At 65.7% G+C, this 26,580-nt stretch carries 24 protein-coding genes; 13 read left to right on the top strand and 11 right to left on the bottom strand.

The window, feature by feature from the left end; genetic code table 11:
• Positions 1-4: 4 nt before the first annotated feature.
• Complete coding sequence (locus QZY01_RS06995) at positions 5-1,333, bottom strand: dihydroorotase (RefSeq protein WP_294535105.1); 1,329 nt, start codon at positions 1,331-1,333, stop codon at positions 5-7.
• A 162-nt stretch (positions 1,334-1,495) separates the two neighbouring features.
• Between QZY01_RS06995 and QZY01_RS06990 the strand changes: the two genes are divergently transcribed.
• The 6 genes from QZY01_RS06990 (at position 1,496) to QZY01_RS06965 (ending at position 6,316) form a co-directional block, all read left to right on the top strand.
• Entirely contained in the window at positions 1,496-2,323 is an 828-nt protein-coding gene (locus tag QZY01_RS06990) for a folate-binding protein (protein WP_294535102.1), read from the top strand.
• Positions 2,324-2,418: 95 nt separating this feature from the next.
• Positions 2,419-3,048 carry a DNA-3-methyladenine glycosylase I gene (locus QZY01_RS06985; protein WP_294535099.1) on the top strand — a complete coding sequence of 210 codons (630 nt, stop codon included), beginning with the start codon at positions 2,419-2,421 and terminating at the stop codon, positions 3,046-3,048.
• Positions 3,045-3,644: an HD family hydrolase gene (locus tag QZY01_RS06980; protein ID WP_294535096.1), complete on the top strand. Its 600-nt coding sequence runs from the start codon at positions 3,045-3,047 to the stop codon at positions 3,642-3,644. Before QZY01_RS06985 ends, QZY01_RS06980 begins: the two co-directional genes overlap by 4 nt.
• Complete coding sequence (locus QZY01_RS06975) at positions 3,645-4,154, top strand: protein tyrosine phosphatase (RefSeq protein WP_294535093.1); 510 nt, start codon at positions 3,645-3,647, stop codon at positions 4,152-4,154. It abuts the gene before it with no gap.
• Positions 4,151-5,158, top strand: coding sequence for an NAD regulator (locus QZY01_RS06970; protein WP_294535092.1), 1,008 nt, complete (start codon positions 4,151-4,153; stop codon positions 5,156-5,158). Before QZY01_RS06975 ends, QZY01_RS06970 begins: the two co-directional genes overlap by 4 nt.
• A 39-nt stretch (positions 5,159-5,197) precedes the next feature.
• Entirely contained in the window at positions 5,198-6,316 is a 1,119-nt protein-coding gene (locus QZY01_RS06965; RefSeq protein WP_294535089.1) for an AI-2E family transporter, read from the top strand.
• A gap of 112 nt (positions 6,317-6,428) precedes the next feature.
• On the opposite strand, the gene QZY01_RS06960 is transcribed toward QZY01_RS06965, so the two are convergent.
• From QZY01_RS06960 to QZY01_RS06940, 5 genes are all read right to left on the bottom strand, one after another.
• Complete coding sequence (locus QZY01_RS06960; RefSeq protein ID WP_294535087.1) at positions 6,429-9,458, bottom strand: autotransporter domain-containing protein; 3,030 nt, start codon at positions 9,456-9,458, stop codon at positions 6,429-6,431.
• Positions 9,459-9,579: 121 nt separating this feature from the next.
• Complete coding sequence (locus QZY01_RS06955) at positions 9,580-9,957, bottom strand: hypothetical protein (RefSeq protein ID WP_294535085.1); 378 nt, start codon at positions 9,955-9,957, stop codon at positions 9,580-9,582.
• Positions 9,958-10,102: 145 nt separating this feature from the next.
• Entirely contained in the window at positions 10,103-11,095 is a 993-nt protein-coding gene (locus QZY01_RS06950) for an efflux RND transporter periplasmic adaptor subunit (protein ID WP_294535082.1), read from the bottom strand.
• Positions 11,085-13,427: an ABC transporter permease gene (locus tag QZY01_RS06945; RefSeq protein ID WP_294535079.1), complete on the bottom strand. Its 2,343-nt coding sequence runs from the start codon at positions 13,425-13,427 to the stop codon at positions 11,085-11,087. The genes QZY01_RS06950 and QZY01_RS06945 overlap by 11 nt, the downstream gene beginning before the upstream one ends.
• Complete coding sequence (locus QZY01_RS06940; protein ID WP_294535076.1) at positions 13,424-14,482, bottom strand: efflux RND transporter periplasmic adaptor subunit; 1,059 nt, start codon at positions 14,480-14,482, stop codon at positions 13,424-13,426. The genes QZY01_RS06945 and QZY01_RS06940 overlap by 4 nt, the downstream gene beginning before the upstream one ends.
• Positions 14,483-14,695: 213 nt before the next feature.
• Between QZY01_RS06940 and QZY01_RS06935 the strand changes: the two genes are divergently transcribed.
• Positions 14,696-15,871: an alpha/beta hydrolase gene (locus tag QZY01_RS06935; RefSeq protein ID WP_294535074.1), complete on the top strand. Its 1,176-nt coding sequence runs from the start codon at positions 14,696-14,698 to the stop codon at positions 15,869-15,871.
• 69 nt (positions 15,872-15,940) lie between these two features.
• Here the strand turns inward: QZY01_RS06935 and QZY01_RS06930 are convergent, their stop codons facing one another.
• From QZY01_RS06930 to QZY01_RS06910, 5 genes are all read right to left on the bottom strand, one after another.
• Entirely contained in the window at positions 15,941-16,948 is a 1,008-nt protein-coding gene (locus QZY01_RS06930; RefSeq protein WP_294535067.1) for a complex I NDUFA9 subunit family protein, read from the bottom strand.
• A gap of 98 nt (positions 16,949-17,046) precedes the next feature.
• Entirely contained in the window at positions 17,047-17,469 is a 423-nt protein-coding gene (locus tag QZY01_RS06925; RefSeq protein WP_294535065.1) for a MaoC family dehydratase, read from the bottom strand.
• Positions 17,466-17,879 (bottom strand): hypothetical protein, encoded by a 414-nt coding sequence (locus QZY01_RS06920; protein WP_294535062.1) that lies wholly within the window; start codon positions 17,877-17,879, stop codon positions 17,466-17,468. The genes QZY01_RS06925 and QZY01_RS06920 overlap by 4 nt, the downstream gene beginning before the upstream one ends.
• 4 nt (positions 17,880-17,883) lie before the next feature.
• Positions 17,884-19,104 (bottom strand): beta-ketoacyl-[acyl-carrier-protein] synthase family protein, encoded by a 1,221-nt coding sequence (locus tag QZY01_RS06915; protein ID WP_294535060.1) that lies wholly within the window; start codon positions 19,102-19,104, stop codon positions 17,884-17,886.
• Complete coding sequence (locus QZY01_RS06910; protein WP_294535058.1) at positions 19,101-19,346, bottom strand: acyl carrier protein; 246 nt, start codon at positions 19,344-19,346, stop codon at positions 19,101-19,103. The genes QZY01_RS06915 and QZY01_RS06910 overlap by 4 nt, the downstream gene beginning before the upstream one ends.
• A 278-nt stretch (positions 19,347-19,624) precedes the next feature.
• On the opposite strand from QZY01_RS06910, the gene QZY01_RS06905 reads away from it, so the two are divergent.
• The 6 genes from QZY01_RS06905 (at position 19,625) to QZY01_RS06885 (ending at position 26,541) form a co-directional block, all read left to right on the top strand.
• Positions 19,625-20,071, top strand: coding sequence for a group III truncated hemoglobin (locus QZY01_RS06905; RefSeq protein WP_294535055.1), 447 nt, complete (start codon positions 19,625-19,627; stop codon positions 20,069-20,071).
• A gap of 100 nt (positions 20,072-20,171) precedes the next feature.
• The gene (gene ahcY / locus QZY01_RS06900) at positions 20,172-21,584 is read left to right on the top strand and encodes an adenosylhomocysteinase (protein ID WP_294535053.1); all 1,413 of its coding nucleotides are present in this window, start codon (positions 20,172-20,174) and stop codon (positions 21,582-21,584) included.
• A 180-nt stretch (positions 21,585-21,764) separates the two neighbouring features.
• Positions 21,765-24,272, top strand: coding sequence for a PAS domain-containing sensor histidine kinase (locus QZY01_RS06895; RefSeq protein WP_294535049.1), 2,508 nt, complete (start codon positions 21,765-21,767; stop codon positions 24,270-24,272).
• Positions 24,269-25,246 carry a tRNA (adenosine(37)-N6)-threonylcarbamoyltransferase complex ATPase subunit type 1 TsaE gene (gene tsaE / locus QZY01_RS23860; protein WP_342394882.1) on the top strand — a complete coding sequence of 326 codons (978 nt, stop codon included), beginning with the start codon at positions 24,269-24,271 and terminating at the stop codon, positions 25,244-25,246. The genes QZY01_RS06895 and tsaE overlap by 4 nt, the downstream gene beginning before the upstream one ends.
• 30 nt (positions 25,247-25,276) lie before the next feature.
• On the top strand, positions 25,277-25,819 hold the full coding sequence (locus tag QZY01_RS23855; RefSeq protein ID WP_342394883.1) for a phosphotransferase: 543 nt from the start codon (positions 25,277-25,279) through the stop codon (positions 25,817-25,819).
• On the top strand, positions 25,816-26,541 hold the full coding sequence (locus QZY01_RS06885; RefSeq protein WP_294535046.1) for a nucleotidyltransferase family protein: 726 nt from the start codon (positions 25,816-25,818) through the stop codon (positions 26,539-26,541). Before QZY01_RS23855 ends, QZY01_RS06885 begins: the two co-directional genes overlap by 4 nt.
• Positions 26,542-26,580: the final 39 nt, after the last annotated feature.

The raw sequence follows: 26,580 nt of genomic DNA, 5'->3' as shown, positions 1-26,580 counted from the left end.
GGCGTCACAAAGCCTCCAGAAAGCGGATCGGCTGGCCCGTCGAGGGCGCCAAGACCTCGCCCTCCCACATTACCCGGGCGCCGCGCACGAAGGTCCCCACCGGCCAGCCTGTCACTTGCTTGCCGTGATAGGGGGTCCAGCCGCAGCGCGAGGCGATCCAGCTGTTTCTTATGGTTTCGCGCCGCTTCAGATCGACGATGGTCAGGTCGGCGTCGAAGCCGACCGCGATGCGCCCCTTGCGCGCGATCTGGAACAGCCGGGCCGGGCCGGCGCTGGTCAGATCGACGAAGCGTTGCAGCGTCAGCCGCCCCGCCGCGACATGGTCGAGCATGATCGGCACAAGCGTCTGCGCCCCGGTCATGCCGGAGGGGCTGTCGGGATAGGCTCTCGCCTTTTCCTCCAGCGTATGCGGCGCATGGTCGGAGCCGATCACATCGACGACGCCCTGGTCGAGCCCCCGCCAGAGGATCTCGCGATGGCTCTTGTCGCGCACCGGCGGGTTCATCTGGATTTTCGTCCCCAAAGTCGCGTAGTCGTCCGCCGACAGGGTGAGGTGGTGCGGCGTCACCTCGACGCTGGCTATGTCCTTGTGCCGGCTCAATAACTCGATCTCTTCGCCGGTCGAGACATGCAGCACGTGGATGCGCGCGCGCTGCGCGCGGGCGATGGCGATGAGACGCCGGGTGCAGGCCATCGCGGTCTCGACGTCGCGCCAGACCGGATGCGAGGCGGGATCGCCGGGGACGCGCTCGCCCATGCGTTCGATCAGGCGAAATTCGTCCTCGCTGTGGAAGGCGGCGCGGCGGCGCGCATGACGCAGGATTTCGGTCACGCCGGCGTCGTCGGCGACCAGCAGCGAACCGGTGGACGACCCCATGAAGACCTTGATGCCGGCGGCGCCGGGCAGGCGCTCCAGCTCCGCGATATCTTTGGCGTTTTCATGGGTGCCGCCAACATAGAAGGCGAAATCGCAGTGCATCCGCCCGGTCGCCCGGGCCACTTTATCGGCCAGCGCTTCCGGCGTCGTGGTCAAAGGATTGGTATTGGGCATTTCGAACACGCCGACGACGCCGCCAAGCACGGCGGCGCGCGAGCCGGTTTCGAGATCTTCCTTGTGGGTGGGCCCCGGCTCGCGGAAATGCACCTGGGTGTCGATGACGCCCGGCAGGATATGCAGGCCGTCGCAATCGATGGTCGTTCCGGCGCTCGCCAGCGACAGGTCGCCGATGGCGGCGATGGTTTCAGCCCGAATGCCGATGTCGCGCGGGCCGACGCCGTCGTGATTGACCACCAGGCCGCCGCGCAGGATGAAATCGAAATTTTTCGCAGTCATGGAGGCTTTTTCCGGAAATTTTGCCGCGGCTACGGACCGAAGCTTGCATGCATGCGTTATCATAACGGCTTTCGCCATGAAACAATGGGCGGATTGGCTGGAACAGGGGCGGAACAGGCCGGAGGCAGGACCTCGTCGGGCCGGCGGACGACGGGGAATGGCATGAAAGCGTCTTATTTGTCGGATCGTGGTATCGTTCGCGTCGGCGGAGCGGAAGCGCGCGCCTTCCTGCAAGGGCTGGTCACCGGCAATGTCGTGACGCTCGGCGCCGACGAGGCGCGCTGGGCGGCGCTGTTGACGCCACAGGGCAAGATCCTGTTCGATTTTCTGATGACCGCCAATTCTTGCGCCAATGGGCCCGACGCCATTCTGCTCGACGTCAAGCGCGAGAAAATCCCGGAACTGGTCAAGCGCCTGTCGATGTATAAATTGCGGGCGAAGGTCGAGATCGCCGACCTCAGCGAGTCGCTTGGCGTGATCGCGCTTTATGGCGGCGTCGTCGCCGAGGGCGCGCAGGACAGCCGCCATCCCGACATGGGCGCGCGCCTCGTCGCGCCGGCTGCCGACATCGCAGCGGTGATGCTGACCTTTGGCGGCGACGCCGGAATCGCCGCTTATGACGCGCATCGCATTGCGCTTGGCGTTCCCGAGGGCGGCGTCGATTTCGTCTATGGCGACGCCTTTCCGCATGAGGCCGACATGGACCAGCTCAATGGCGTCGATTTCAAGAAAGGCTGTTTCGTCGGGCAGGAAGTGGTGGCGCGGATGCAATATCGCGGCTTGACCCGCAACCGGGTGATCAAGGTCACTCTCGAAGGCGCCCCGGCGACGCCCGGCGCCGCCGTCATGGCTGGCGATCTGCGTGTCGGCGTGATGGGATCGAGCGCCGGCGCGCGCGGCCTGGCGCTGTTGCGCCTCGACCGCGCCGAAGAAGCGGCGCAGACCGGCCAGGTCCTGGTCAGCGGCGAGACGCGGCTGCGGCTGATGTGATCGGGCGGCGATTTTCTGGCCCGAAAGTCGCTCGACGCGCTGGCGCGCCGCAGGGCGCCATTGGCGGAACCCTCCGGATTGGCTAAATCTGGCGCATGACCGACGCGCCGAAACGAATCGTTCGGGAACATCCCGACGGGCTGCATCGCTGCCCCTGGCCGGGCTGCGATCCGGCCTACCTTGCCTATCATGACGAGGAATGGGGCGTGGCCGAATTCGACTCGCGCGCCTTGTTCGAAAAGCTGCTGCTCGATGGGTTTCAGGCCGGCCTGTCGTGGATTTCCATCCTGCGCAAGCGCGACAATTTCCGCGCCGCCTTCGATGGTTTCGACGCGCGGAAAATCGCCGCCTATGACGAAGCCAAAATCGCGCTTCTGATGCAGGACGCCGGCATCGTCCGCAACCGCGCCAAGATCCTCGGCGCCGTCGGCGCGGCGCGGCTTTATCTCGACATCGAGGCCGACCGGGGTTTTTCCGGCTATATCTGGGATTTTGTCGAGGGGCGGCCCATCGTCAACGCCTTTCGCGCGATGGAGGAAGTCCCGGCCCTGACCGAAACCTCCCAAAAAATGGCGCGCGATCTCAAGCAGCGCGGCTTCAAATTCTGCGGCCCGACCATCGTCTACGCCTTCATGCAGGCGGTCGGCATGGTCAACGACCACCTCGTCGATTGCCATAGACATGAGGCCTGTCAGCTCGCTTACCAAAAGACGGGGCGCGGATGAACGGCAAAAGCCCGCGCGCCTGGCAACGGATGCTCTCCGGGCGTCGGCTCGACATCTTGAATCCGTCGCCGCTCGACGTGGAGATCGAGGATATCGCCCATGGCCTCGCCCGCGTCGCGCGCTGGAACGGCCAGACGCGGGGCGGGGTGATTTTCTCGGTGGCGCAGCATTCCGTGCTGGTCGCGGAAGTGCTCGGCCTGCTCGATCCCGCCGCCCCTGCGCGCTGGCGGCTGTTCGCGCTGCTGCACGATGCGCCGGAATATGTCATCGGCGACATGATCTCGCCGTTCAAGGCGGCGCTCGGCGAGGCCTACCGCGAGTTCGAGGCGCGGCTGGAGCGCGCCATCCTGCTGCGGTTCTCGCTCAATCCCGAGCCCGCGCCGGCGCTGCGCCGCCTGACCAAACGGGCCGACCGCATTTCGGCCTATTTCGAGGCCACGCTTTACGCCGGATTCGACGCCGACGAGGCGGCGCGGCTGTTCGGCGCCCCGGACATCGAGCCGAATCGTCTGAAAACCCTGCTGGCGCCAATGCCGCCGGAAGCGGCGCAGGCGATTTTTCTGCGCCGCTTCCAAGATTTCGACGGGGGGCGGTGAATGGGCCTCGTCTATGTCTGCCCTTTGAGCCGGGTCGAGCAGGTGGTCGCGCAATGCGGGGCCGATTCGCTGGTGTCGCTGCTCAGCCCGCCCTATCGGGCGCCCCGGCTGGCGGCGATCGCGCGCGACCGCCATCTGGCGATCGGCCTGTCCGACATCGTTGCGCCAATGGCCGGGCAGGTGCTGCCCGAAAGCCGGCATGTCGAAAGCCTGATCGCCTTTTTCCAAAACTGGGACCGCGCCCGGCCGCTGGTCGTGCATTGCTATGCCGGGGTCAGCCGTTCGCCGGCGGCGGCTTTCATCGGGCTCTGCGCGCTCGAAGCTGCGCCGGAAATCGAGATCGCGCGCAATTTGCGACGGCTTTCGCCGTCCGCCACGCCAAACAAGCGGCTGGTGGAACTCGCCGACGCGCTATTGTCGCGCGATGGCCGGATGGTGGCCGCGATCGAGTCGATCGGGCGCGGCGCGGATTGTTTCGAGGGCGAGGTTTTCTGGATGGAGACGGCATGAAAGACTTACCCCATCCTTCGATCGCCGTCGAAATCGGCCTGACGGCGGCCATTGTCGCGGTGCGCGGCGACACGCCGCTGATTCTGGTGGCGCGCGGCGCCGACGGCAGGGATTTGCGCGGCGCCGGCGCGGCCTTGCCATCCGGTCCCTTCGATCCGCTCCATCACCGCACTTTCGAGATGGGCCTGCGCGCCTGGGTGGCCGAACAGACCGGCGTGCCGGTCGGCTATGTCGAACAGCTTTATACATTCGGCGACCGGGGCCGCCAAAGCCGCGCCGGCAGCCGCGATCCGCATGAAGTATCGGTCGGCTATCTGGCGCTGACCCGGCTTTTGCGCGAGGATCTCGCCACGGCGCCGGGCGCGGGCTTTCGCGAATGGTATCGCTTCTTCCCCTGGGAGGACTGGCGCAACGGCCGCCCCGCCTTGATCGACTCGACCATCATGCCGGGCTTGCGCGCTTTCGTCGAGCGCGGGCGCGACGCCGGCGCCTCGACGCACCGGCGCGGTCTGACCCGGATCGAGCGGATGCGGCAATTATTCGGCGAGGAGGGCGACCGTTTCGACGAGGACAACGTGCTCGACCGCTATGAATTGCTCTACGAGGCCGGACTGGTCGAGGAAAGCGCGCGCGACGGGCGCGAACCGGCGCCGGGCGTCGCCAACTGGCCGCCGCTGGGGGAGTCCATGCAGGCCGACCATCGCCGCATCCTCGCCACCGCCATGGGCCGGCTGCGCGCCAAGATGAAATATCGCCCGGTGATTTTCGAACTCATGCCGGAAAGTTTCACCCTGACCGCGCTGCAAACCACGGTCGAGGCCATATCGGGGCGCCATCTGCACAAGCAGAATTTCCGCCGTCTCGTCGAAGCCGCCGCCGTGGTCGAGGCGACCGGTGAAATGTCGCACGCCACCGGCGGGCGCCCGGCGGCGCTGTTCCGCTTCCGCCGCGAAGTGTTGCAGGAACGCCCGTCGCCCGGTCTGCGCGTCGGCATAAGGGGTTGAGCTTGTTAAGCTCATCTTTTGCGGGTTTCGGGGGCGCGCATGTCTTATCAAGCCAATCGTCGGGATAGCGCGTCGAAAAGCGCTCCACCCGTCTCCATCGACTGGATTCTCAGGTTTTGCGCCATCGGCGCCTTCGCCTATTGGTCGTTCACGCTGGTTCAGCCCTTTCTGACGATCGTCGCCTGGAGCGTGATTCTCGCCGTCGCGCTTTATCCCGCCTATGAAAGGCTCGCCTCCGCGCTCGGAGGACGCAGGAAGTTGGCCGCCGCCCTGCTGACCTTCATTTGCCTCGTGGTTGTCGTCGGGCCGGCGTTGTGGCTGATCGGGGGGCTGGTCGATTCGCTTCGGCTGCTTTCGGACTGGGTCGATCCCAAAATCTTTTCGCCGCCGCCGGCCGAGATCAAGTCATGGCCGCTGATCGGCGGGCCGCTCTATGAATTCTGGATGCTGGCGTCGACCAACCTGAAGGCGGCGGCGGCGAAGGTCGCTCCGCAGCTGCATTCGGCCGCGTCGGGACTGCTCGCCATCGCCGCCGGCGCGGGGGCCGGCGCGCTGCGGCTGTTCGCCGCCATCTGCGTTGCCGGGTTCTTGTTCGCGCCGGCGCCCAAAATGGTGGAATCGGTCCGGTCGGTCGCCCGGCGGCTCTCGCCCGAGCGGGGCGACAAATTCGTCAGCATGACCGGCGCCACGATCCGCACCGTCGCGCGCGGTGTGGTCGGCGTATCCGCGTTGCAGGCGACACTCGCCGGCATCGGGTTCACGGTAGCCGGCGTTCCCGGCGCGACGTTGCTGACCACGGCGGTGCTGGTGCTGGGGATCGTGCAGATCGGGGGGGCGGTGATCATACTCCCGGTGATGGGCTGGGCGTGGATGGCGTTGGACACAAAATCGGCATTGCTGTTCACGCTCTACATGCTCCCGGTCAATGTCATCGACAATATTCTAAAACCGCTGGTCATGACTCGAGGGATCTCGACCCCGCTGATCGTCATCCTGTTCGGCGTCATCGGCGGGACGCTCTCCTACGGCGTCACCGGGCTCTTTCTGGGCCCGATCGTCCTCGCCGTGACCTGGGAGCTGATTTCAACCTGGCTCGACGCCGACGAATCGAAGCCCTCCGGTCCGCAACCCGAGGCGGGCGGAGCAACAGATCTTTGAACCCGATCTCGACGCGCGGCCGCAATTCGCGCGGGTGCGACGATCGGGAATATGATGGCGAACGGTTGGCGGCGACGTTTTGCGTTTCACGCCGCGGTTCCGCGATGGCGGTTCACCAGACGATCCGCACGCCGCCCATGACAACCTGCGCGGTCTCGTGCTGGCGCAACTCCGCATTATAGTCGGCGAAAACGGCCACGGAGTTGCGGCGGACGACGGTCAGGCTGGCGCCGAGCACGGCGGCGCTGCGTCCGACGTTCACCCCTTCGAACGTGAATGGGATGCCCGGCATGCCCACCAGGCTTGCCGTGGTGGCCGGGACGAGATTGAGCGCGTCGTAGGCATAGCGGACGCGCAGTTCCGGTTGGGCCGCGAGTCCGTTGCCGAGGGCGAAATTGGCGTTGATCCGCAGTCCGGCGGAAAACTGCAGGGCGTTGAGCATATTGTTTTCGATCGCGAGGTTCAGGGCGCCGGCGCCGGTTTCGGTATAGGCGCGGCGCCCGACCTGATCCCAGGCGACATGAAGCGAGGGCTCGATGTTGAAAAGGTGCTGGCTGAAGCGATAGCCGGCGCCGAGCGCGGCCGACCAGTCGTTTCCGGATGCGGAGCCATAAGCCGTTCGATCGAGGCCGAGCGCGGTGATTCGCCGGATCGTCGACATTTGCGTCATGCCGAAGCCCGCGCGCCCTTCGACGTAGGCCCGCCCGAACGGCTGCGTCGCATAGACGTACCCGCTGTAGGCGTTGGTCGAGCCGGTTTCCGAGCCCCTGCCGAGCGACCCATGCAGATAGCTGAAGGCGACGCCGCCCTTGAAGTTCGGGTCCCAACCGCCGAACGGGTTGATGTCGACGCCGCCGACAAACCCGCCGAGGGTCTGCGACAGGCCATAGGCGTTGTTGTCGCCGCTGAGGTTCTGCCAGCCGCCGATCGCCTGCGCCCATCCGCCGACGCCGGGCGCCGGCGCCGGCGACGGGCCTTTGGCCGCCGGGAGCGCGGCGTCGCCGGGGGCGGGATCGCTGGCTGATGGGGTCAGTCCGAGTCCGGTGGCGCGGCCATAGTCGAAGCTGAGACCGTGCAGACCGGCCGCGCGGCGCGCTTCGAGCGCGTCGTCGTCGCTCATCACTTCGAGGTGGCGGTCGAGCGCGGCGCCGACGACGCGGTTCGCCGCGAGGTTCGCCAGCAGCTGGTTGCCAACGACGTCTTCCTCGCCCCCGTCCGCGTCCGCCTGATCGAAGAAATGTCTGGCTTCGTCGGCGGTCTGGGCGCCGTCGAGCCTGCCGAGGATGCCGTTCATGTCCGGCGTCAGGGTTTCGGTGGCGAGGCCGGCGCTCAGGCCGTTGGCGAAGTCTTTCTGATTTTTCCGGTCGGCCACGGAGGCGTAGCTGGCGCTGCGAATCAACGACAGCTTTACGTCTTTCTGCTCATAGGAGACCTTGTCGCTGATGAACTCCGACAGGTTGGTTGTGACCGAAGAGAAGTTCCCGGTCACCGATTTCGGATCCACAATTGTAGAGGTCACGCCGCTCTTGACCGGACTGGTCAACGGGCCAAGCTTGACCTGCAGCGCGCCGCCCAGGGTGACATCCCCGCTCACGTCCAGTTTGTCCGGCCCGGCGGAACCGAAGACAACCGAGAGTGTCCCCTTCGGACCCTGGGTATAATTGCCCTCGATCTTCAACGTGCCGACGGGCGCGAATACGCCGCCGGTGTTGCAGACGCCGGTGGGGCAAACCCCGGTATTGCCGCCCGTCGCCACGATCGTCCCGTTTCCGGTCACGACGCCGCCGGTGACGCCGACTTCCGGAGACACCAGGGCGCCGCCAGTGAAACTGAGTTTTCCCGCCGAGAGGCTCGTGTTCAGCACCGTTGTCAGCGAGGTTCCGGTCTGCAGGACCAAAACCGATTCCATTCCGGACACGGTCAGCTTGTCGATGGTCACATTCCTGTCGAGTGTGATGGTCCCATCGTTCCTCAACTCGACGTTGTAATAGCGGGCGACGTTCGTTTCATTTGCCGAATCGGTATTGTCGGGCGCCACGCCTTTCTTTCCATAGATACGGTCCGTGGCGTTGTCCTTCCAGGCGGCGGCATCGCTCCAGTCGTGGGACCCAGCAACGGCGGTGACGGTGCGCAATGGGTTGTTGCGCGCCAGCCACCTGGAGAACCGGCTGAGCGGCGTCCAGAGATTGACGTCGCCATACTGGCCGTCTTTACCGACTGGATTGCTTCCCCCTCCAACGATGCCGATTTCGACCAGACGGCCATCGATGACGACAAAAAGCGGGCCACCGCTGTCGCCGCCCGCGACGGCGCCTTCGAACGTATAGTAACCCGGCTTTGAGCTTTTTGTCCGACCGAAATAATTTGGATTTGGAGTGGGAGCAGGATTGTTGGAATTGAGATTCTGGAACTGAGCTGCAAAATAATATTGGGCTGAATGTCCCCATATACAGTCTGGCGTGCCTACCTTGTTCGAGCAGGTTTCCGGCGGATTGGGGTTGTAGGTCGCCACTTTTATAAAAGTGTTCCCGGGCGCGTAGGCGCCAATCGTCCCGGTCGTCGCGAGCCGGTAGTATTCGGTGTTGTTGCCGGGCGACTTCGTTCCCGTGCCGATCATGCCAAACCCGACGCTGACGAACTGTCTGCCGACGAGCGACTTTGAACTCGGCGGCGAATCCAGCGACGTCACCAAAGTCGCGGGCGTGATCCCGGTCACCGGCTTGGCGAGCGATAGCAAGGCGATGTCGGCGGCCCCGCTCTCCGAGCGGTAGCCCGTGTGGGAGTAGACGCTTGTTACGAGGACTTTCTGGGAGACGCCCTTCGACGTGGTGACGATCACGTCGGTCGCCGGGTCGAACTTGCAGTGCGCCGCCGTCAGGATCGTTCGAGCATCGATCAAAGTCCCGGTGCAGTCAGGGCCAGGGTTTTTCTTGTCCTCAATTTTGTTTGTTAGCGCAACCACGTCCGAGAAGGCGTTTCCGTCGACAAAATAGGCGGCGACGCCGCCGGCTGGCTGCCCATTCAGCACTCGGGCGTAGACTGCGGCGTCGTCATAGTATTTGCCGATGCCGCCGGCCGCGAGCGCCGCCTCATCGTTGAGGGATTCCGCCCACGCCGCTTCAATGCAAAGCGCTGTCGCCATCGATGCGACGCCTGCTGAAAGCCACAAATGCGCCAACGAACGTCTCATGGCGCGTCTCCCTCGAAAACAATGGAGGACATGCTAGGCTCGATGATAAAGCAACTACAAGCACTTAATGGAATTATGGGCAGAGTTGACCTGTCCGGTGCGGGTAAAAAGGCGCAGGAAGTTTTGGCAATTCCGCATTTTGAAATAAGTCGTTGATGGATAGAACGGGATCGTCGCCTGCATAGACTCCGGCTTCGACGGAATTTCGAAGCGTTTGCAGAGTTTTATAACCAACTGAATTTAAAGAGTTACGCAACGGAACAGCAAATCCTCGCATCAATCCCCGGCGCTGTGTCGAAACGATCCGGAATGACCGATTCTCCCCAATCCTGTCGTCGCTTTCTTCTGCGGCCTGGTCCGCCGGCTTGCGACAAGCGTCAAGCCGGCGGCGGCGCATTCGCGGAAAAAACCCGGCGGCCGCGACTTTGGCGCAACACAAAAGCAGAAGCATGCGGCGGTTTCAGCGCGGACGAAACCGCTGACCTGCCAAAGCAGCCGCCAATATTCATTGTCGCGAGGGAGAGCGCCGCAATCGGTTCGATCCTCGCCGTAAAGGCGCTCCCACAATCCTCGCGACGCAATTCGTCGAACAGGCTTTAACGTGATCCGGCGGGCGCGAGGCGGACGGTCATTCCGGGTTCGATGGAATCGTCCGGCGTTTCCGGATCGACGCGAACCAGAAAACTGTTGAGGTCATGGTCGCCGACCGCCCGCGCGGCGCGCCAGGTCGCGAACTCGCCAAGCGGGCGCAGTTCCGTGACGCGGCCCGCCACGCTGTGGCCTGCAACGGCGACCGTCGTCTTCGAACCGATGGCGAGGCCGCCGAGCCGATCCTCGCGCACGGTGAAGGAAAACCATCGGCGCGCGGGCGCATTGAGCGTCATGATCGCCTGGCCCGGCGATACGACTTCGCCCGGCGTCGCGACAAGGACCCCGACGACGCCGTCCACGGGGGAGAGGACGCGGGTTTTTGCAAAAACCGCTTCGATGTCGGCGGTCTTCGCCCTGGCGAGGGCGAATTCGGCTTCGGCCTTTGCGCGTTCCTCAGCCGTCGCGCCGGCGACCAGCTGGCGATAAAACGCCTGCGCCTGTTCGAGACTGGCGTCGGCCCGGCGCAGCGACGCCGTCGCCTCATCGAGCTTTTGCTGGCTTGCGACATTCTTGCCGGCAAGGACGCGCGTCCGCTCATACTCCTTGCGTCCGAGGCCGATATTCGCCTCGGCGATGCGCACATTATGCTCGGCGGTGTCGATCTGCTCGTTTCGCACGCCGGCGAGGACGTTGTCGCGGTCGGCGCGCGCCTGTTTCTCGGCCGCTCGCGTCTCTTCCACCGAAGCCGCCAGTTCGGGGCTGTCGAGGACGGCGAGGAGATCGCCCGTCCGGACTCCTTGTCCCGGCGCGACCGCGATGGAGCCGAGCCGCCCGCCTTTTTCGGCGGCGATGCGGATCTCCGTCTCGCGCACGACGCCGATTATTTCGGACGCGTTCGCGCCGGCGCGCCGCCGTTCCAGGGCGTTCCAGGCGAGCCCGCCGCCCGCCGCCAGCAGGGCCAGCAAAAAAATGAGCCGACGCGCGATTCTAGCCTGCATCTGTGGTCTCCGCCCGGTTCATCAGCCATGCGGCGGCTGCGCCGAGGCCCGCGTAGGCGCCGGTCAGGATCCAGAGATTGATCCAGTCGCGCCGGACGTCCTCCAGCGTCGCGCCCATCTGGTTGATGCGCACCAGTCCGTCGATGGCCGAGGTGCTCGGGAAGGCGCGGCTGAAAACGCGCAAGGTTTCCGGAAGGGCCTCGATCGGCCAGGCCACGCCGACCATGAAGAACAGCGGCAGGCTCGTGGCGATGAACACCAGAACCGCCCGCTCGCGCCGCTTGAACCCCAGGCTGACGAATTGTCCGAGGAAACTCGCCGACAAAAGGAACGGAACGGCGAACAGGAGCATATCCAGCGGCCGTCCCAGAGTGGAAAATCCATAAACCCGCGGCAGCACGATCAGATAGAGCAAGAGGCCGGGCAGGGCGAGGCTGGCGTGGGCGAAAGCCTGGCCGAGCATCGCCCGGAAACCGCCGCGCCGCCGTCGCGCCGCGGCGCCGCCTTGCTCGAAACCGACCGCGCCGAGCGTCGCCGCCCCCATCAGCAAAGTTTGCTGAACGATCAGAATGAACGCAGCCGGCACGACATAGCTCGCATAGCCGCCCGTCGGGTTGAACAAAGGTTCGTTCACGAATTCGACCGGCGAGGCCCTGACGAGAGCCGCGCGGGCGAGGCTGCCGTCGGCCCGGGCGGCGCCGGCCGATAAATCCCGGTTGGCGGCGGCGGTCGCCTCCAGAATTCCCTGAAGCGTGCGATTGTAGAGCAGGAAATAGGCGGAATCGACATAGGCCGCCACCCGCGCCCTGGCGCCCTTGAGAATGTCGCGTTCGGTCCCCTTGGGAATGGCGACGATGGCGAAGACGTCCCGTCGCGCCAGGATCGCCTGCGCCTCGGCCAGGGCGCCGGCGCGTGCGACGACGCTGAGCGCTTCGTCGCTGTCGAGCGCCTGGATGAGTTGGCGGCTGACTTCGGTCTGGTCCTGATCGACGACCGCGATGGGCAGGTTGCGCAGCAATTGTCCAAGATAGGGCTGCGGATAGAGGACGCCATAGACGAGGGGCGCGATCACGATCAGGCCGAACGCCCCGGAATCGTTGAGCGCGGCGCGCAATTCCGCCATCATCGCGCTCGCGACGCCGTAGCCCTTTACGACCGCTCGCGCCGGCTGCGCCGCCGCCTTGGCGGGCGAACCGGCAATGGCGGCGAGACGCAGCCACGCCAGCCCGAACAGAATCGTTGCGATCGCCCCGAGAATGGCGAAGGGCGCGACCGATACCGAGGCCGGCAAGCCCCGGACCGCCTGATCGAACAGCACCTGCATGTACCAGCGCAGCGGCAGCGCCGCGCCCCAGGCCCTGGAGAAACCGTTCATCGCGAGGATCGGGAAGCCGATGCCGGCGAAGCCGAAAGCCGGCGAACAAATGATGGCGGTGAGGCTCAAGCCGAGCGCGAGCTTCCTGACCAGCAGCTGGAACAAGGCGCCCATCGCCAGATAGGAGATGAGCATCAGGCAGGCCGACGCGCCCATGAGGATCGCGTCGCCCCGGAATGGAACGGCGAACACGCCGTGGATGATCGCGGCGACGACCACCATCATCAGAACCAGAATGCCAAACAGCGGCGCGAGTTTGCCGACCAGCGCCGTAAGCGGGCTGCCGCCCGCCGTGCGCAGCCAGGCCCCCATGCTGCGGGAGGCGAATTCGGACCCGACGGCGTAACCGCCGGCGATCGCCGCGATCACGTGCAGCACGGTCGGCAGGATCGCGCGAAGCAGGAACTGGGCGTAATTTAGCTCCGGATTGGTGAGAACATATTTTTCGATTGCGATGGCGCCGATTCGAGCGCCGCCCCCTTGCGGCGGCGCAAAGGATGGCAGCGCCGCCGTCGCCGCGCCGATGGCGCCGGAGATCGCGCTCGACGCGTTGTTGCCGGGCGTGAAGAATTGCCGGTTGTAGAACGAGACGATCTGCGGCCGGCGGCTGGCCATCAGATCGCGTTCGAAGTTTCGGGGAATATAGACTGCCGCAAGGGCGCCGCCGCTGCGCACCGCCTCCATCGCGGCCGACAGGTCGTCGGCGCGCAAAGTCACCTGGACGCCGGGCGCGGAGTCGATCTTCTGAACATATTCGATCGACGTCGGCGTGCGGTCGGCGTCCACCACGGCGACGCCGAGATTGCGGATCACGGCGCCGCTGAACGTATAGGCCAGCAGCGCGAAGGCCAGCAGCGGCACGGCCAGCGTCAGCAGCAGCGCATGCTTGTCGCGGCGCATCCAGCGCGCTTCGCGCGCCATCACGAGCAGGAGGCCGGGGCGGGGCGGCCGCTTCATTTGCGCGAGGGCGCTTCGGCGTAGACGCTCATTCCGGGCCGCAGTTCGGGAACGGCCGGCGTGGGGCTGAGCCGCACCTCGAAGGTTCTGAGGTCGAAATCGCCGGTCGCGCGGGTCGCGCGCCAGCCGGCATATTCGCCGCGCGCGGCGATGGTCTTGACCTTTGCCTTGAAGGCGCGGTCGCTGAGGGCCGGCGCCTGCATCGCGATCTCGTCGCCGACCTTCAGTCCCCGGACCAGATCCTCGCGCAGATCGAAGCGGATATAGACGTCGTTGAGATCGACCAGGGACAAGAGCGGCGCTCCCGGAGAAACGAATTCTCCGAGTTCGGCCCCGACCTGATAGACCTGCGCGGCGATCGGCGCCCGCACGACGAGTTCGTCGACCTGCGCCTGCACCGTATCGATCGACGCCTCGGCCTGCGCGACATTCGCCCGCGCAATCGCCTTCTGTTCGGCGGTGGCGCCGGCTACGGCCTCCTCATGGGCCAGTTTCGCCTGTTCGGCGCTGCGCTGGGCGACCTGAAGCGCGTTGCTGGCCTCGTCGAGACGTTGCAGCGGCGCGTTGCCGCCGGCGGCGAGTTCGTTGACGCGCTTGTAGGTCTTGTCGGACAGCAGCAGATTGGCGTTGGCGATGTCCGTCGCGGCCTTTTTCTGGGCGATCTGTTCCGGCCGCACGCCGGCTTCGATATTGGCCAGATTGGCCTTCGCCACGCCGAGCGCCGCCGTCGCGGCGCGCAGTTTGGTCATCAATTCCGGATTGTCGATTTCGACCAGCAGCTGGCCCTTGGCGACATTCTCTCCGCGCGCCACGGGAAGTTTGCCGACGCGGCCATTGACCCGCCCGGCAATGTCGATGCGGGTCGCGTCAACCTCGCCCTGGATGAGGATCGGCTGCGGCCGCATCAGATACCACATCGACAGCCCGACAATCGAAGCAATGACGATGGTCAGGATGGCGGCGGGCGCCCTGGCGACGGAGGGCGCCGAGGGCGGGTTCACGCCTGGCGCGGCCGAGGCTGTGTCCGGCTTGCGGCTGTTCCCGGTTTCGACCATGGTCGCCCTCGCTGCAATCATCCATCCTTCTAATGCGATAGGAAATTAAACTGGCGGGGTCAACGGCGGCGCGCCTCGGCTTTCCGGACTTCGGCCGCCGTTCGAACTTCGCACGATCCGCCGGGCGCCCGACGATTTTTGTGGACATATTTGATGGTATTGGCGAGAAAGTTTCGGTTTGTCGGTAGCGGCGTGCATGTCCAGGAGACGAATTTGGTTCGAAAATCCGATCGACGGACGCGCTTTGTCGTTGCTTTCGCCGCGCTGCGCCGGTCGCGGACCGTCGTCGCCGTGCTGCTGGTCGCGGGGACTTTGGCCGCCTGCGCGCCGCCGCGACCGGTAAGCGGGTTTCTCGCTCCCGTGGCGACGCAGGTGCAAGGCGCGACCGAACACACTTTATTCGTCGCCACGACTCGTCAGCGCGACGCCACGCCGGGGACGCTGTTCAACGGCGAAAGGTCGCCCACGCTCAGTTTCGCCGAACTGACGGTTTCGGTCCCGCCCACCCATGTTCCCGGCGCGGTCGAATTTGCAAGAGCGGCGCCGGGCGACCCCAACACCGAGTTCGTGGCGCGCAGCGCGGAAATTCTCGACGGCGACAGGGCGTTCCTGCAGGCGCTGAACGCGCAACTCGCGCAGCGCCCGAAAGGCAAGCGCGATATCTTCCTTTTCATTCACGGATTCAACACTTTATTCGCCGAGGCGGCCTATACCCAGGCGCAGGTGGTGCACGATTCCGCCACGGTCTCGGTGCCCGTGGTCTTCACCTGGGCGTCGCGCGGCGATCCTTTCCAATATGTCTACGACAACAACAGCGCCACCGTGGCGCGCGACAACCTCGTCCACACGCTGAAGCTGCTGCTGGCCAGCAACGCCGAGAAGATCAACATCCTCGCCCATTCGATGGGAAACTGGGCGACGGTCGAGGCGTTCCGGCAATTGAAATTGACCAACGGCGTCAAGGACAAGTCCAAGATCGGCGTGATCCTGCTGGCGGCGCCCGACCTCGATTTCGACGTGTTCAAATCGCAGTTGCGCAGCTTCGGCAAAATCAACCACCCGTTCTATGTGATCCTTTCCCGCGACGACAAGGCGCTGGGGATTTCGAGTTTCATCGCCGGCGGCCAAACAAGGGTCGGCAACGCGACCAACGCCGCCGAACTGACGGCGCTCGGCGCGACGGTCATCGATCTGAGCGACGTCCAGGCGAACGATCCGGTCAATCACGGCAAGTTCATGGAACTCGCCACGATCGGACCGCAGCTGCGCTCTGTTCTCGCCACGGGAGTCAAAGCGGGTCGCGGCCCCGGCGCTGCGGCGGTGGCGACGAATTCGCTGGTCACATTGCTCGGCGCGCCCGTCAAGATCATCGGCGCCGTGGCGCAATAGCCGCCGGCGAACGTGCGCCCGGCCCAAACGGCGCCATGCCCGAAGGAGGGCGCGTCGAAGGGGAAAACCTTATACCGCGCGCTCGTCGGCGAACTGGCCGCTCTTGCGATAGCGGTAGAGATAGGCGGGGACGATCGCCTCGACCGATTCCGGCGTCAATCCGAGGCCGGCCAGAGTGCGGCCCTCGGCGATGGCTTTTTCCGAGACGATATTGTCGTGGCGCAACAGCTCCACCTGGTCGCGGGTGACGGAAAATTCCGCCGGGATCAGGCCGAGCAGCCATTTGTTCAAGGTTTCGGAGACCGCGCCGATGGCGCCGGCGACGCCGAACGGCAGCGCGACCAGGGGGCGCGCGCGGTGGGTCGTCGCCAGCACGAATTCGAAGATTTCGCGCAGGGTCTTGATCGAGGGGCCGCCCAGTTCATAGACCGCGCCCGCCGCGCCCGCGCCGTTCAACAGCCGCGCGGCGGTTTCGGCGACGTCGCCGACGTAGACCGGTTGCAGCCTGGTTGCGCCGCCGCCGATCAGCGGCAGCGCCGGCATTTTCTGCGCCATGGCGGCGAAACGGTTGAAAAACTGGTCTTCCGGGCCAAACACCACCGAGGGACGCAGGATCTTGGCCGAGGGAACGGCGGCGAGGACCGCCGCTTCGCCGGCCGCCTTGCTGCGCGCATAGGCCGAAGCGGAGTTGGCGTCGGCGCCGATGGCTGAAAAATGGATGAAATTGGGGATCCCCGCCGCCTGCGCGGCTTGCGCAACGGCCCCGGCGCCCTCGGCCTGCACGGCGTCGAAAGTCTGGGCGCCCGAGGGAGCGAGAATACCGACCAGATTGACGGCGGCGACGGCGCCGCGCAAAGCCTGCGCCAGCGAGTCGGGATAGCGGAGATTGGCCTGGACCGCATGAACCTGACCGACTTCGCCGAGCGGCTGGAGATAAAAGGCCAGATCCGGACGCCGGGTGGCGACGCGCACGCGCCAGCCGTCGCGCGCCAGCGCCCGCACCAGATGGCGGCCGATGAACCCGGAGCCGCCGAAAACAGTGATGATGCGATCGGTGGGTTCGAGAAATTCGGTCATCGGCAGGGCTTTCGATTCGAGCGCGCGCGGCTTGTTGCTTAGTCAAAACGGGGCCGCGCGTCCATCCGACTCTTCGGCAAAGTTTTGACGATCCGGTTTTACCTGGCGGCGGGCGTCAGCCGCGCCTCGCCCATCAGCGCCGGGGCGCCGCTGCCTGTATGCGCCATCAGCCGCAAAATGGCGATATACCCGGTTTCGGTCGGTTCGATCTTGGCGACGCGGCCGCTCAGGGTGGCGATCTCCTCTTCGAACACCGGCGTCAGGAAATGGCCGCGCAGTCCGATCAGCATCAGATCGGGGCGCCAGTCGCTGAGCAGCGGCTCGAACGCCGCCAACAGCCTCATGCCATGGGCAGGCCGGGACGGAAAGCCGAAGCTTTGGGCGAAAGCGAGGTCGAGGTGCAGCGGATTGTCGTCGCCCGAAGCCTCGGCGTAAGAGGCGAGATCGGCGGCGCGAAACGGACCGATCGGCAGGGAAGACAGTTTTTCGCCGGGCAGCGGCGCGGCAACATCGGCGCTCATGACTTTGCCGCCGGCGCGGGAACGGATTTCGGATCGATGAGCCGCAAAATCGAGACGATGCGCGCGACGAAGGCGCCGTCGAGGTCTAAGACCTCGGCCGTGGCGATGAGCCGGGCCGGATGCGCCTCGCGGCGCAATTCCAGCATCAGATCGTAATCGCGGCCGGTTTCCAGCGGCCGCGCATAGTCGAAATGCTGGGCTTCGTGCACCGGCAGGCCGACTTCTTGCGCCGCCGCCCTGATCGGCTCGCCGATTTCCGGCAGGCGCATCCACACCACGGGAAAGCTGGCGGGCGGCGGGCCGTCGGCCTCGCTCCAGCCGGTCTCGCGGCGAAACCGGCGCACCGCGTCGGGCGAGGCCGAGACGCGCAATGGCCCGGCGCGCTGGATCGGGGGCGCGGCGCTGTCCATCCCGTCAGGCCGGTGCGGCGGGGGTGACGATCAGCGAAGCGTTGATCCCGCCGAAAGCGAAGGAATTGGAGAGCACGGCGCGCATCGGCGCCTCGATGGCCTGCAGCCCGACCAGCCGGATCGCGCAGGCGGGGTCCTGGATTTCGACATTGAGATTTGGCGGGGCGATGTTTTCCCGCAGCGCCTGGATCGAAATCAGCAGTTCGAGCGCGCCGCCGGCGCCGAGCGCATGGCCATGCACCGGCTTGGTCGAGGAGACCAGCAGCTTTGCGATATGGTCCCCGAAACTGCGGTTCAGCGCCTCCGCCTCGGTGACGTCGTTCATCACCGTCGCGGTGCCATGGGCGTTGACATAGTCGATGTCGCGCGGCGTCAGGCCGGCGTCGTCGAGCGCCATGTCCATGCAGGCGCTGGCGCTGGCGGCGTCGGGACGCACCGGATCGAGCGCGTCGGCGTTGGTGCCGTAGCCCGCCAGCACGGCGAGCGGTTTCGCGCCGCGCGCCAGCGCAACCTCCTCGGCTTCGATCACGAACATCGCCGCGCCCTCGCCGAGCACCATGCCGTTGCGGTTCTTGGCGAAGGGCCGGCAAAAGTCTGGCGTCAGCACCCGCAGCGATTCCCAGGCGCGCATCGAACCATTGGTGACGCAGGCTTCGGAGCCGCCAACGATGGCGCGGTCGATCATGCCGGCGCGGATCATCTGGAACGCGAGGCCCACCGCCTGGCTGCCGGAGGAACAGGCGCTGGCGACGGCGAAACAGGGTCCGGTGGCGCCATAGCGCATCGAGAGTTGCGACGGCCCGGCGCTCGGAATGAGTCGCGGGACGGTCAGCGCCTCGGGGCGCTTGTCGGCGAAATAGACGTTGAAAATACCGTCGTCGATGGTGTTCATGCCGCCGATTCCGGTGCCGAGCAGGGCGGCGCAGCGCGCGCCCTGGCGCACTTCCGGGTCGAGTCCGGCCTGTGCGACCGCTTCGTCGGCGGCGACCAGCGCATAGGCGGCGAAGGGATCGCAAAAGGGCGTGATTTTAGGACCGAGCAGCGCTTCGATGTCGAAATCGCGCACCTGGGCGGTAATCTTGATGCGGCCGCCATAGGGTTGGCGCACCTGCACCGGGCCGATGCAGGGCTTGCCGTCGCGGGCGGCGCGCCACAGCAGTTGCGCCCCGATTCCGGCGGCCGACACCGCGCCCATGCCGGTGACCACGACGCGTCTTTGACTCATTTGGCGGCTTTTTCGCGCAGGATATGCGCGCTGATCGCATCGACCAGTCCCTTGAGATCCTTGGCTTCCTGAAAAGAGCCGTCCATCGGGATATAGACGTCGAACTTTTCCTCGATGGCGGTGAGGATCATCACGATGTCGATCGATTTCAAGCCGAGGCTTTCGATCGTGGCGTCGTCCTCGAGTTTTTCGCGCGGGATCATGCCCTCTGTGGCGATCACGTCGATGATTTCGCTGGTCATGGATTGCGTTTCGTTCGGACCCGAATTCACTGGCGCACCCTTGATTGCATTTTGAAATTCCCCGGTCTTGCGGGGCGGGGCGTTTTCCGCGCGCCAGCCCGAGAGCCTTCGGGAGCGCCGCGAAAGGCTTGCGGGAAGGCCGCGCGACGCCCCTTCATGTAGCAAGTTGTGTGTCGCGGAACCAAGACAATTTTTTCCTGGGCCCTTATAAGCCGCGAACATGCCCCGGACTTGCGCCGTCGCGCCAGGGACCGGGGCCGCTGCGAAAGGGAGAAATCATGGTCCATCCGCCCGCCGACCGCGCCCCCGACGCCGAGCCGCCCGCCGGCCTCACCGAAGCGATGATGGAGAATCTGGTGCGCGCCTTTTACGGGGCCGGGCGGAAGCACCCCGTGCTCGGGCCGATTTTCGAGGAAAGGCTTGCCGGCCACTGGGAAGAGCATATCGCCAAGCTGACCGATTTCTGGTCGCAGATCGGCCTGCGCAGCGGGCGCTACAGCGGCCGGCCGCTGCCCGCCCATTTCGGGATGGGACTCGAACCGGCGCATTTCGAGGCCTGGCTCGGCCTGTTCGAGGCGACGGCGCGCGAGGTTCTGCCGCCCGAAGGCGCGGCTTTCTTCATCGCCCGCGCCCGGCGCATCGCCGAAAGTTTCCAGATGGGCCTCAACATCGGCGACAAGGCGCTGGATTTCCGGGCGATGCAGGCGCGGCGGCCAAAAGATTGAGGTCCGCTTTGCGAAACCATATAAAGAGTTGCTTATATCTTTATTGTCTGTGTCGCGCGCGCCTGCTATAGAACGCGAAATTCACGGGAACCAAAAAACCATGACCAGCAGCCACCTTCCGCATGATTACGTCATCGCCGACATCGGCCTCGCCGATTGGGGCCGCAAGGAAATCGCCATCGCCGAGACCGAAATGCCCGGCCTGATGGCGACCCGCGCCGAATATGGCCCGACCCAGCCGCTCAAGGGCGCCCGCGTCGCCGGTTCGCTGCACATGACGATCCAGACGGCGGTGCTGATCGAGACGCTCAAGGCGCTCGGCGCCGACGTGCGCTGGGCGTCGTGCAACATTTATTCGACCCAGGACCATGCCGCCGCCGCCATCGCCGCCGCCGGCACGCCGGTCTTCGCCATCAAGGGCGAGAGCCTTGAGGAATATTGGGACTATACCCATCGCATCTTCGAATGGGGCGACGGCGGCCAGCCGAACATGATCCTCGACGACGGCGGCGACGCCACCCTGCTGATCCATCTGGGCCTGCGCGCCGAGCAGGGCGATGTCGCGTTTCTCGATACCGCCTCGAACGAGGAAGAGGAAGTGCTCTATGCCGCGATCAGGAAGCGGCTCAAGAGCAATCCCGGTTTTTATACGCGCAACGCCCTCGCCATCAAGGGGGTGACCGAGGAGACCACCACCGGCGTCCACCGTCTCTATATCATGGAGAAGGAAGGCAAGCTGCTGTGGCCGGCGATCAATGTCAACGACAGCGTGACCAAGTCGAAATTCGACAATCTTTACGGCTGCCGCGAATCGCTGGTTGACGGCATCCGCCGCGGCACCGACGTGATGATGGCCGGCAAGGTCGGCATGATCGCGGGCTTCGGCGACGTCGGCAAGGGTTCGGCGGCTAGCTTGCGCAACGCCGGCTGCCGCGTGCTGGTCTCGGAAGTCGATCCGATCTGCGCCCTGCAGGCGGCGATGGAAGGCTACGAAGTCACCACCATGGAGGACGCGGCCGCTCGAGCCGACATTTTCGTCACCACCACCGGCAACATCGACGTCATCACCCTCGATCACATGCGGGCGATGAAGGATCGCGCCATCGTCTGCAACATCGGCCATTTCGACTCGGAGATTCAGGTCGCTGGCCTCAAGAACTACAAGTGGCACAATGTGAAGCCGCAGGTCGACGAGGTCGAATTCCCCGACGGCAAGCGCATCATCCTGTTGTCGGAAGGCCGTCTGGTCAATCTCGGCAACGCCACGGGACATCCGTCCTTCGTCATGTCGGCCTCCTTCACCAACCAGACCTTGGCGCAGATCGAGCTCTGGACCAAGCAGGGCCATTACGGCAAGACCGTCACCACCTTGCCCAAACATCTCGACGAAAAGGTCGCCCGGCTGCATCTCGACAAGATCGGCGTGAAGCTGACCACGCTGACCCCGGCCCAGTCCGCCTATCTGTCGGTGCCGGCGGAAGGTCCGTTCAAGCCCGAAACCTACCGCTACTGAGCCGGTTTCGCTCAGGCTTTCGCCGCGCGAAACACGCGCCGGGAAAAATACTGCGCCTCCGTGACCCTTCACGGAGGCGTTTTCCTATTCGTTCCCCTTTCTCTGAGGCGAATCGAGGGGGTAAATTGGGGTGATTCGTTTGAGGCGCGCGCGTCCGGCGGATGGAGGAACCCTGAGTCCATGTCCGAGCGAGAAAGCCAGATCGCGCGCCGACCGGCGCGCCTGCGTCTCGCGGCCTGTTTCGCCGTATCGCCGGTCCTGCTTGCGTCCGGCGTCCGCGCCCAGGCTTTGGCTTCGCTGGCGCAATTCGACGGCGCCAATGGTCTGGCCCGGCTTTCGCTCGGGGCCGGACTGGTGGTTTTCGCCGCCGGCGCCGCCCTCTTGCTGCTCGCCGGGCGGAAAAACTGGAGCCGGCGCGAGGCGGAACTGCTCGCCGGGGCCGAGCATTTGCGCCAGCAGGCCGAGCGCTCGCGCGCCTTTCTCGCCGCCGAGACGCAATTCGTCGTGGTCTGGGGCGGCGCGCGCGGCGAACCCGACATCGAGGGCGACGTGACTTTGGTGCTCGACACGCCGGCGCCGCGCCGCGCGCTTGGCTTCGGCGCCTGGCTGCCGCCCGAACAGGCGCAGGCGCTGGAGGCCAATGTCGCGCGGCTGCGCGAACGAGGCCAGGGGTTCTGCCAGAATCTGATCGGGCTCAACGGGCGCCATCTCGAAGCCGAAGGCCGCGCCATCGGCAGTCGCGTGGTGATGCGGGTGCGCGACGTTTCCGGGGAGCGGCTCGAACTGGTGCGGCTGCGCGAGATCCAGGCCGAACAGAAGGCGCAGCTCGAAATGCTGCGCGGACTGCTCGACCTCTCGCCGCATCTCGTCTGGACGCGCGGGACGGACCGGCGGCTGAACTGGGTCAATCGGGCCTATGCCCGCGCCGTGGACGCCCGGACCGCCCAGGAGGCCATCGATCGCGATCTCGAACTTCTGGACCGCGGCGCGCGCGATGCGGCGGTTCGCGCGCGCGAAGCGGGTGACGTCTTCCGCCAGCGCCTGCCGGTGGTCGCGGCTGGCGAAAGGCGGCTGATGGACGTGATCGAGGCGCCCTTGCCCAATGGCGCCGCCGGCATGGCCGACGATCTGTCCGAGCTCGAAACTTTACGCGTCGATCATGCGCGGCAGATGGAATCGCATATCCGCACCCTCGACCAGCTCGCCACCGCCGTCGCCATTTTCGACCGCGCGAAAAAACTGGTCTTCGCCAATGCCGCCTATCGGCAATTATGGTCGCTCGACCAGGCCTTTCTCGACCAGGGGCCGAGCGATTCGGAAATCCTCGACCGCCTGCGCGCCGCCCGCCGGCTGCCCGAACAGGCCGACTACCGCGCCTGGAAAAGCGCGCTGCTGGAAATCTATCACAGTCTGGAGCCGGCCCCGCAGGTCTGGCACCTGCCGGACGGGAAAACGCTTCGGGTCGGTTTCGACGCCAACCCGCAGGGCGGCGTCACCTATCTGTTCGACGACGTCACCGAACGCTTCAATCTCGAATCGCAATATAACGCCCTGGCGCGGGTGCAGAGCGAGACGCTCGACGCGCTGCAGGAAGGGGTAGCGGTTTTCGGCGCCGACGGGCGGCTCAAATTCTACAATCCGGCCTTCGGCAAGATCTGGCGCCTGCCGGTGGCGCAACTCGCCGCCAAACCGCATATCGACACGGTGACGGCGGACTGCAAGGCGCTGCTGCCGGACGAGGGCGCCTGGGCCGACCTGCGCTCGGCGGTGGCGGGCCTCCATGACGCGCGCACGGGGTTCCAGCGGCGGATGGCGCGCACCGACGGCTCGATCGTCGATTGCGCCGCGGCGCCGCTGCCGGACGGCGGCACGCTGCTCACCTTCATCGACGTGACCGACGGGGTCAATGTCGAGCGCGCGCTGACCGAACGGAATGCGGCTTTGCTCGCCGCCGAACAATTGCGCAACGATTTCGTCCACCATGTGTCCTACGAGTTGCGCTCGCCTTTGACCAATATCATCGGCTTCATCCAGCTGCTCGGCGACCAGGGCGTCGGCCCGCTCAATGAAAAGCAGCGCGAATATGCCGGCTATGTGATGAAATCCTCGGCGGCGCTGCTGGCGATCATCAACGATATTCTCGACCTCGCCACCATCGACCGCGACGCCATGGAATTGCAGCTTGGCGACGTCGATATCGCGCGCACGATCGAAGAGGCGACGGCGGGCGTGCAGGACCGGCTGGCCGAATCGCAGGTCGAACTGTGCGTGGTCGCCGGCAAGGGCATCGGCGCCTTCCGGGCCGACGGCAAGCGCATCCGCCAGATCCTGTTCAATCTTCTGTCCAACGCCATCGGCTTTTCCGAGCCGGGTCAGACGGTGACCCTCGCCGCCTTGCGTCGCGAGGGGGAAATCGTGTTCAAGGTTTCCGATCAGGGGCGGGGCATTCCGCCGGAACTGCTCGACAAGGTGTTCGACCGCTTCGAGAGCCACACGCTGCAATCGCGTCATCGCGGCGTCGGCCTCGGCCTGTCGATCGTGCGCGCCTTTGTCGAGCGCCATGGCGGCAAGGTGCTGATCGATTCGGCGCCGGGCGAAGGAACGGTGGTGACCTGTCTGTTCCCTCTGGCGGAGGCCGGAGCGGAGAGGCGCCCGCCGACAATGGACGAGGCGAGGGAAGAGGCATGAATTCCGTCATCGCGCCGGTGTGGCGCGCCGAATTGCCCACAGAGGCGGCGACGCAAGGTCTGGCGCGCGAGGTGGCGGCGCTGGTCGGCGCCGACGATCTGGTGACCCTGTCCGGGGAGCTTGGCGCCGGCAAGACCACTTTCGCGCGGGCGCTGATCCGCCGCCTGACCGGCGACCCGGAACTCGAGACGCCAAGCCCGACCTTCACCCTGCTGCAGATTTACGATACGCCGGCCTTTCCCATCGTTCACGCCGATCTCTATCGGGTCAAGGACCCGTCCGAACTGGCGGAACTCGGTTGGGACGAGGCGGCGGAGGGCGCGCTGGTGCTGGTCGAATGGGCCGAGCGCGCCGGCGCGGCGCTGACCGGCGACCGGCTCGACATCGCGCTGTTCACCGACGCGCGGCGCGGCGCGGACTATCGCCGCGCCGAAATCACCGGCCACGGCGCCATGGCGGCAAGACTCCTGTCCAAGCGCGGCGCCCAATCGGTGCTCGAGCGCTCGGGCTGGGACGAGGCCGAACGCGAACATTTGCAGGGCGACGCCTCTTCGCGCGCCTATGAGCTTTTGACCAAGGCGAGCGGCGAAAAGGCCCTTTTGATGATTTCGCCGCCGCGCCCCGACGGGCCGCCGGTGCGCTTCGGCAAGCCCTATAGCGCCATCGCCCGTCTCGCCGAAAACATCCTTCCCTTTGTCGCCGTGGACGAAGCCCTGCGCGCGCAAGATCTGTCGGCGCCCGAAATCTACGCCTCCGATCTCGAGACCGGCTTCGCCGTACTCGAATATTTCGGAACCGAGGGCGTGGCAGGACCCGACGGGCCGAACTTCGAGCGCTACGCGCAGGCGGCGGCGCTGCTGGCGCAATTGCACGCCCGCGACCTGCCCGAAAGCCTGCCGATAGACGGGGGAACCTATAAAATCCCGCCCTACGATCTCGACGCGCTGCTGATCGAGGCCGATCTGCTGCCCTAATGGTATGCGCCGCATCTTGGCGGCAGGCACATCGCGTCGGGCGCGCGGGCGCAATATGAAAACATCTGGCGCGGCCTGCTGGCGCCGCTGCTCGCCGAGGCGCGGACCTGGAGCCTGCGCGATTTTCATTCGCCCAATCTGCTCTGGCTGCCAGAGCGCGAGGGCGCGCGCCGGATCGGCCTGCTGGATTTTCAGGATTGCGTCCTGGGACCGCCCGCCTATGACGTGGTTTCGCTTTTGCAGGACGCGCGGGTCGATGTGCCCGACGATCTGGAATTGAAGCTGCTCGGCCATTATGCCCGGGCGCGCAAACAGGCGCAGCCGGAATTCGACATGGCGGCCTTCGCTTGCGCCTATGCGCTGATGGGCGCGCAGCGCTCAAGCAAGATTCTCGGCATTTTCGCCCGGCTCGACAAGCGGGACGGCAAGCCGAACTATCTCGCCCATATTCCCCGGGTGAAAAATTACCTGCGAAAAAACCTCGGCCATCCGGTCATGGCCGATCTGAAGAACTGGTTCGACGCCGCGATGCCGCAGATTTTCGCCAATGAGGACCAGGAGGCGGCCACTTGAGCGCGCGTCCGGAAAAGGCGCTGGTCTTCGCCGCCGGGCTCGGCACGCGGATGCGCCCGATCACCTTGACCGTCCCGAAGCCTCTGGTGCGCGTCGGCGGCAGGGCCATGCTCGATCACATGCTCGACCGGCTCGACGAGGCGGGAATCGCTGAGGCCATCGTCAATGTCCACTGGCTGGCCGACCAGATCGAGGATCATTTGCGCGACCGAACGGCGCCGCGCATCAAGATTTCGGACGAGCGCGAGACGCTGCTCGACCAGGGCGGCGGCATCGTCAAGGTATTGGACGAATTTCACGGCCGGCCGTTTTTCATCTGCAATACCGACGCCTTGTGGATCGAAGAGCCGAGATCGCAGCTCGCGCGTCTGGCGTGCGCCTGGGACGGCGACAAGATGGACGTGCTGCTGCTGCTCGCCGAAACCGGAACCAGCGTCGGCGTCGATTGGCGCGGCGATTTTTTCGCCGACGCGCAAGGCCGGCTGCGACGGCCGGGTCCGGGCGAGACGGCGCCTTTTGTCTATTCCGGCGTCGGGATCATCAAGAGTTCGCTGTTCGTCGATTGTCCGCTCGCGCCCTTCCGTCTCGCGCCGTTTTTCTTCGCGGCGGCGGAACAGGGGCGCCTGTTCGGCCTGCCGCTCGAAGGCCGCTGGCTGCATGTCGGCGACCCCGAAGCGATCGGCGAAGCGGAAAGGATTTACGCCAGCGCCGTCGCCGTGTGAGGCGGGGCGCCAAAGCCATCGTTTCGTGTGTTGACCCGA

Source organism: uncultured Rhodoblastus sp., assembly GCF_903903185.1.
Classification (GTDB): domain Bacteria; phylum Pseudomonadota; class Alphaproteobacteria; order Rhizobiales; family Beijerinckiaceae; genus Rhodoblastus.
This window is presented reverse-complemented; position numbering and strand designations above follow the sequence as displayed.

Excerpts from the sequence above, each read along its gene's own strand:
- QZY01_RS06990 (WP_294535102.1), top strand. The coding sequence starts at position 1,496 with ATGAAAGCGTCTTATTTGTCGGATCGTGGTATCGTTCGCGTCGGCGGA.
- tsaE (WP_342394882.1), top strand. The coding sequence starts at position 24,269 with ATGAATTCCGTCATCGCGCCGGTGTGGCGCGCCGAATTGCCCACAGAG.
- QZY01_RS06920 (WP_294535062.1), bottom strand. The coding sequence starts at position 17,879 with ATGGACAGCGCCGCGCCCCCGATCCAGCGCGCCGGGCCATTGCGCGTC.
- QZY01_RS06995 (WP_294535105.1), bottom strand. The coding sequence starts at position 1,333 with ATGACTGCGAAAAATTTCGATTTCATCCTGCGCGGCGGCCTGGTGGTC.
- QZY01_RS06970 (WP_294535092.1), top strand. The coding sequence starts at position 4,151 with ATGAAAGACTTACCCCATCCTTCGATCGCCGTCGAAATCGGCCTGACG.
- QZY01_RS06915 (WP_294535060.1), bottom strand. The coding sequence starts at position 19,104 with ATGAGTCAAAGACGCGTCGTGGTCACCGGCATGGGCGCGGTGTCGGCC.
- QZY01_RS06925 (WP_294535065.1), bottom strand. The coding sequence starts at position 17,469 with ATGAGCGCCGATGTTGCCGCGCCGCTGCCCGGCGAAAAACTGTCTTCC.
- QZY01_RS06940 (WP_294535076.1), bottom strand. The coding sequence starts at position 14,482 with ATGGTCGAAACCGGGAACAGCCGCAAGCCGGACACAGCCTCGGCCGCG.
- QZY01_RS06960 (WP_294535087.1), bottom strand. The coding sequence starts at position 9,458 with ATGGCGACAGCGCTTTGCATTGAAGCGGCGTGGGCGGAATCCCTCAAC.
- QZY01_RS06910 (WP_294535058.1), bottom strand. The coding sequence starts at position 19,346 with ATGACCAGCGAAATCATCGACGTGATCGCCACAGAGGGCATGATCCCG.
- QZY01_RS06955 (WP_294535085.1), bottom strand. The coding sequence starts at position 9,957 with ATGCTTCTGCTTTTGTGTTGCGCCAAAGTCGCGGCCGCCGGGTTTTTT.
- QZY01_RS06985 (WP_294535099.1), top strand. The coding sequence starts at position 2,419 with ATGACCGACGCGCCGAAACGAATCGTTCGGGAACATCCCGACGGGCTG.
- QZY01_RS06895 (WP_294535049.1), top strand. The coding sequence starts at position 21,765 with ATGTCCGAGCGAGAAAGCCAGATCGCGCGCCGACCGGCGCGCCTGCGT.
- QZY01_RS06975 (WP_294535093.1), top strand. The coding sequence starts at position 3,645 with ATGGGCCTCGTCTATGTCTGCCCTTTGAGCCGGGTCGAGCAGGTGGTC.
- QZY01_RS06965 (WP_294535089.1), top strand. The coding sequence starts at position 5,198 with ATGTCTTATCAAGCCAATCGTCGGGATAGCGCGTCGAAAAGCGCTCCA.
- QZY01_RS06945 (WP_294535079.1), bottom strand. The coding sequence starts at position 13,427 with ATGAAGCGGCCGCCCCGCCCCGGCCTCCTGCTCGTGATGGCGCGCGAA.
- QZY01_RS06950 (WP_294535082.1), bottom strand. The coding sequence starts at position 11,095 with ATGCAGGCTAGAATCGCGCGTCGGCTCATTTTTTTGCTGGCCCTGCTG.
- QZY01_RS06905 (WP_294535055.1), top strand. The coding sequence starts at position 19,625 with ATGGTCCATCCGCCCGCCGACCGCGCCCCCGACGCCGAGCCGCCCGCC.
- QZY01_RS06930 (WP_294535067.1), bottom strand. The coding sequence starts at position 16,948 with ATGACCGAATTTCTCGAACCCACCGATCGCATCATCACTGTTTTCGGC.
- ahcY (WP_294535053.1), top strand. The coding sequence starts at position 20,172 with ATGACCAGCAGCCACCTTCCGCATGATTACGTCATCGCCGACATCGGC.
- QZY01_RS06980 (WP_294535096.1), top strand. The coding sequence starts at position 3,045 with ATGAACGGCAAAAGCCCGCGCGCCTGGCAACGGATGCTCTCCGGGCGT.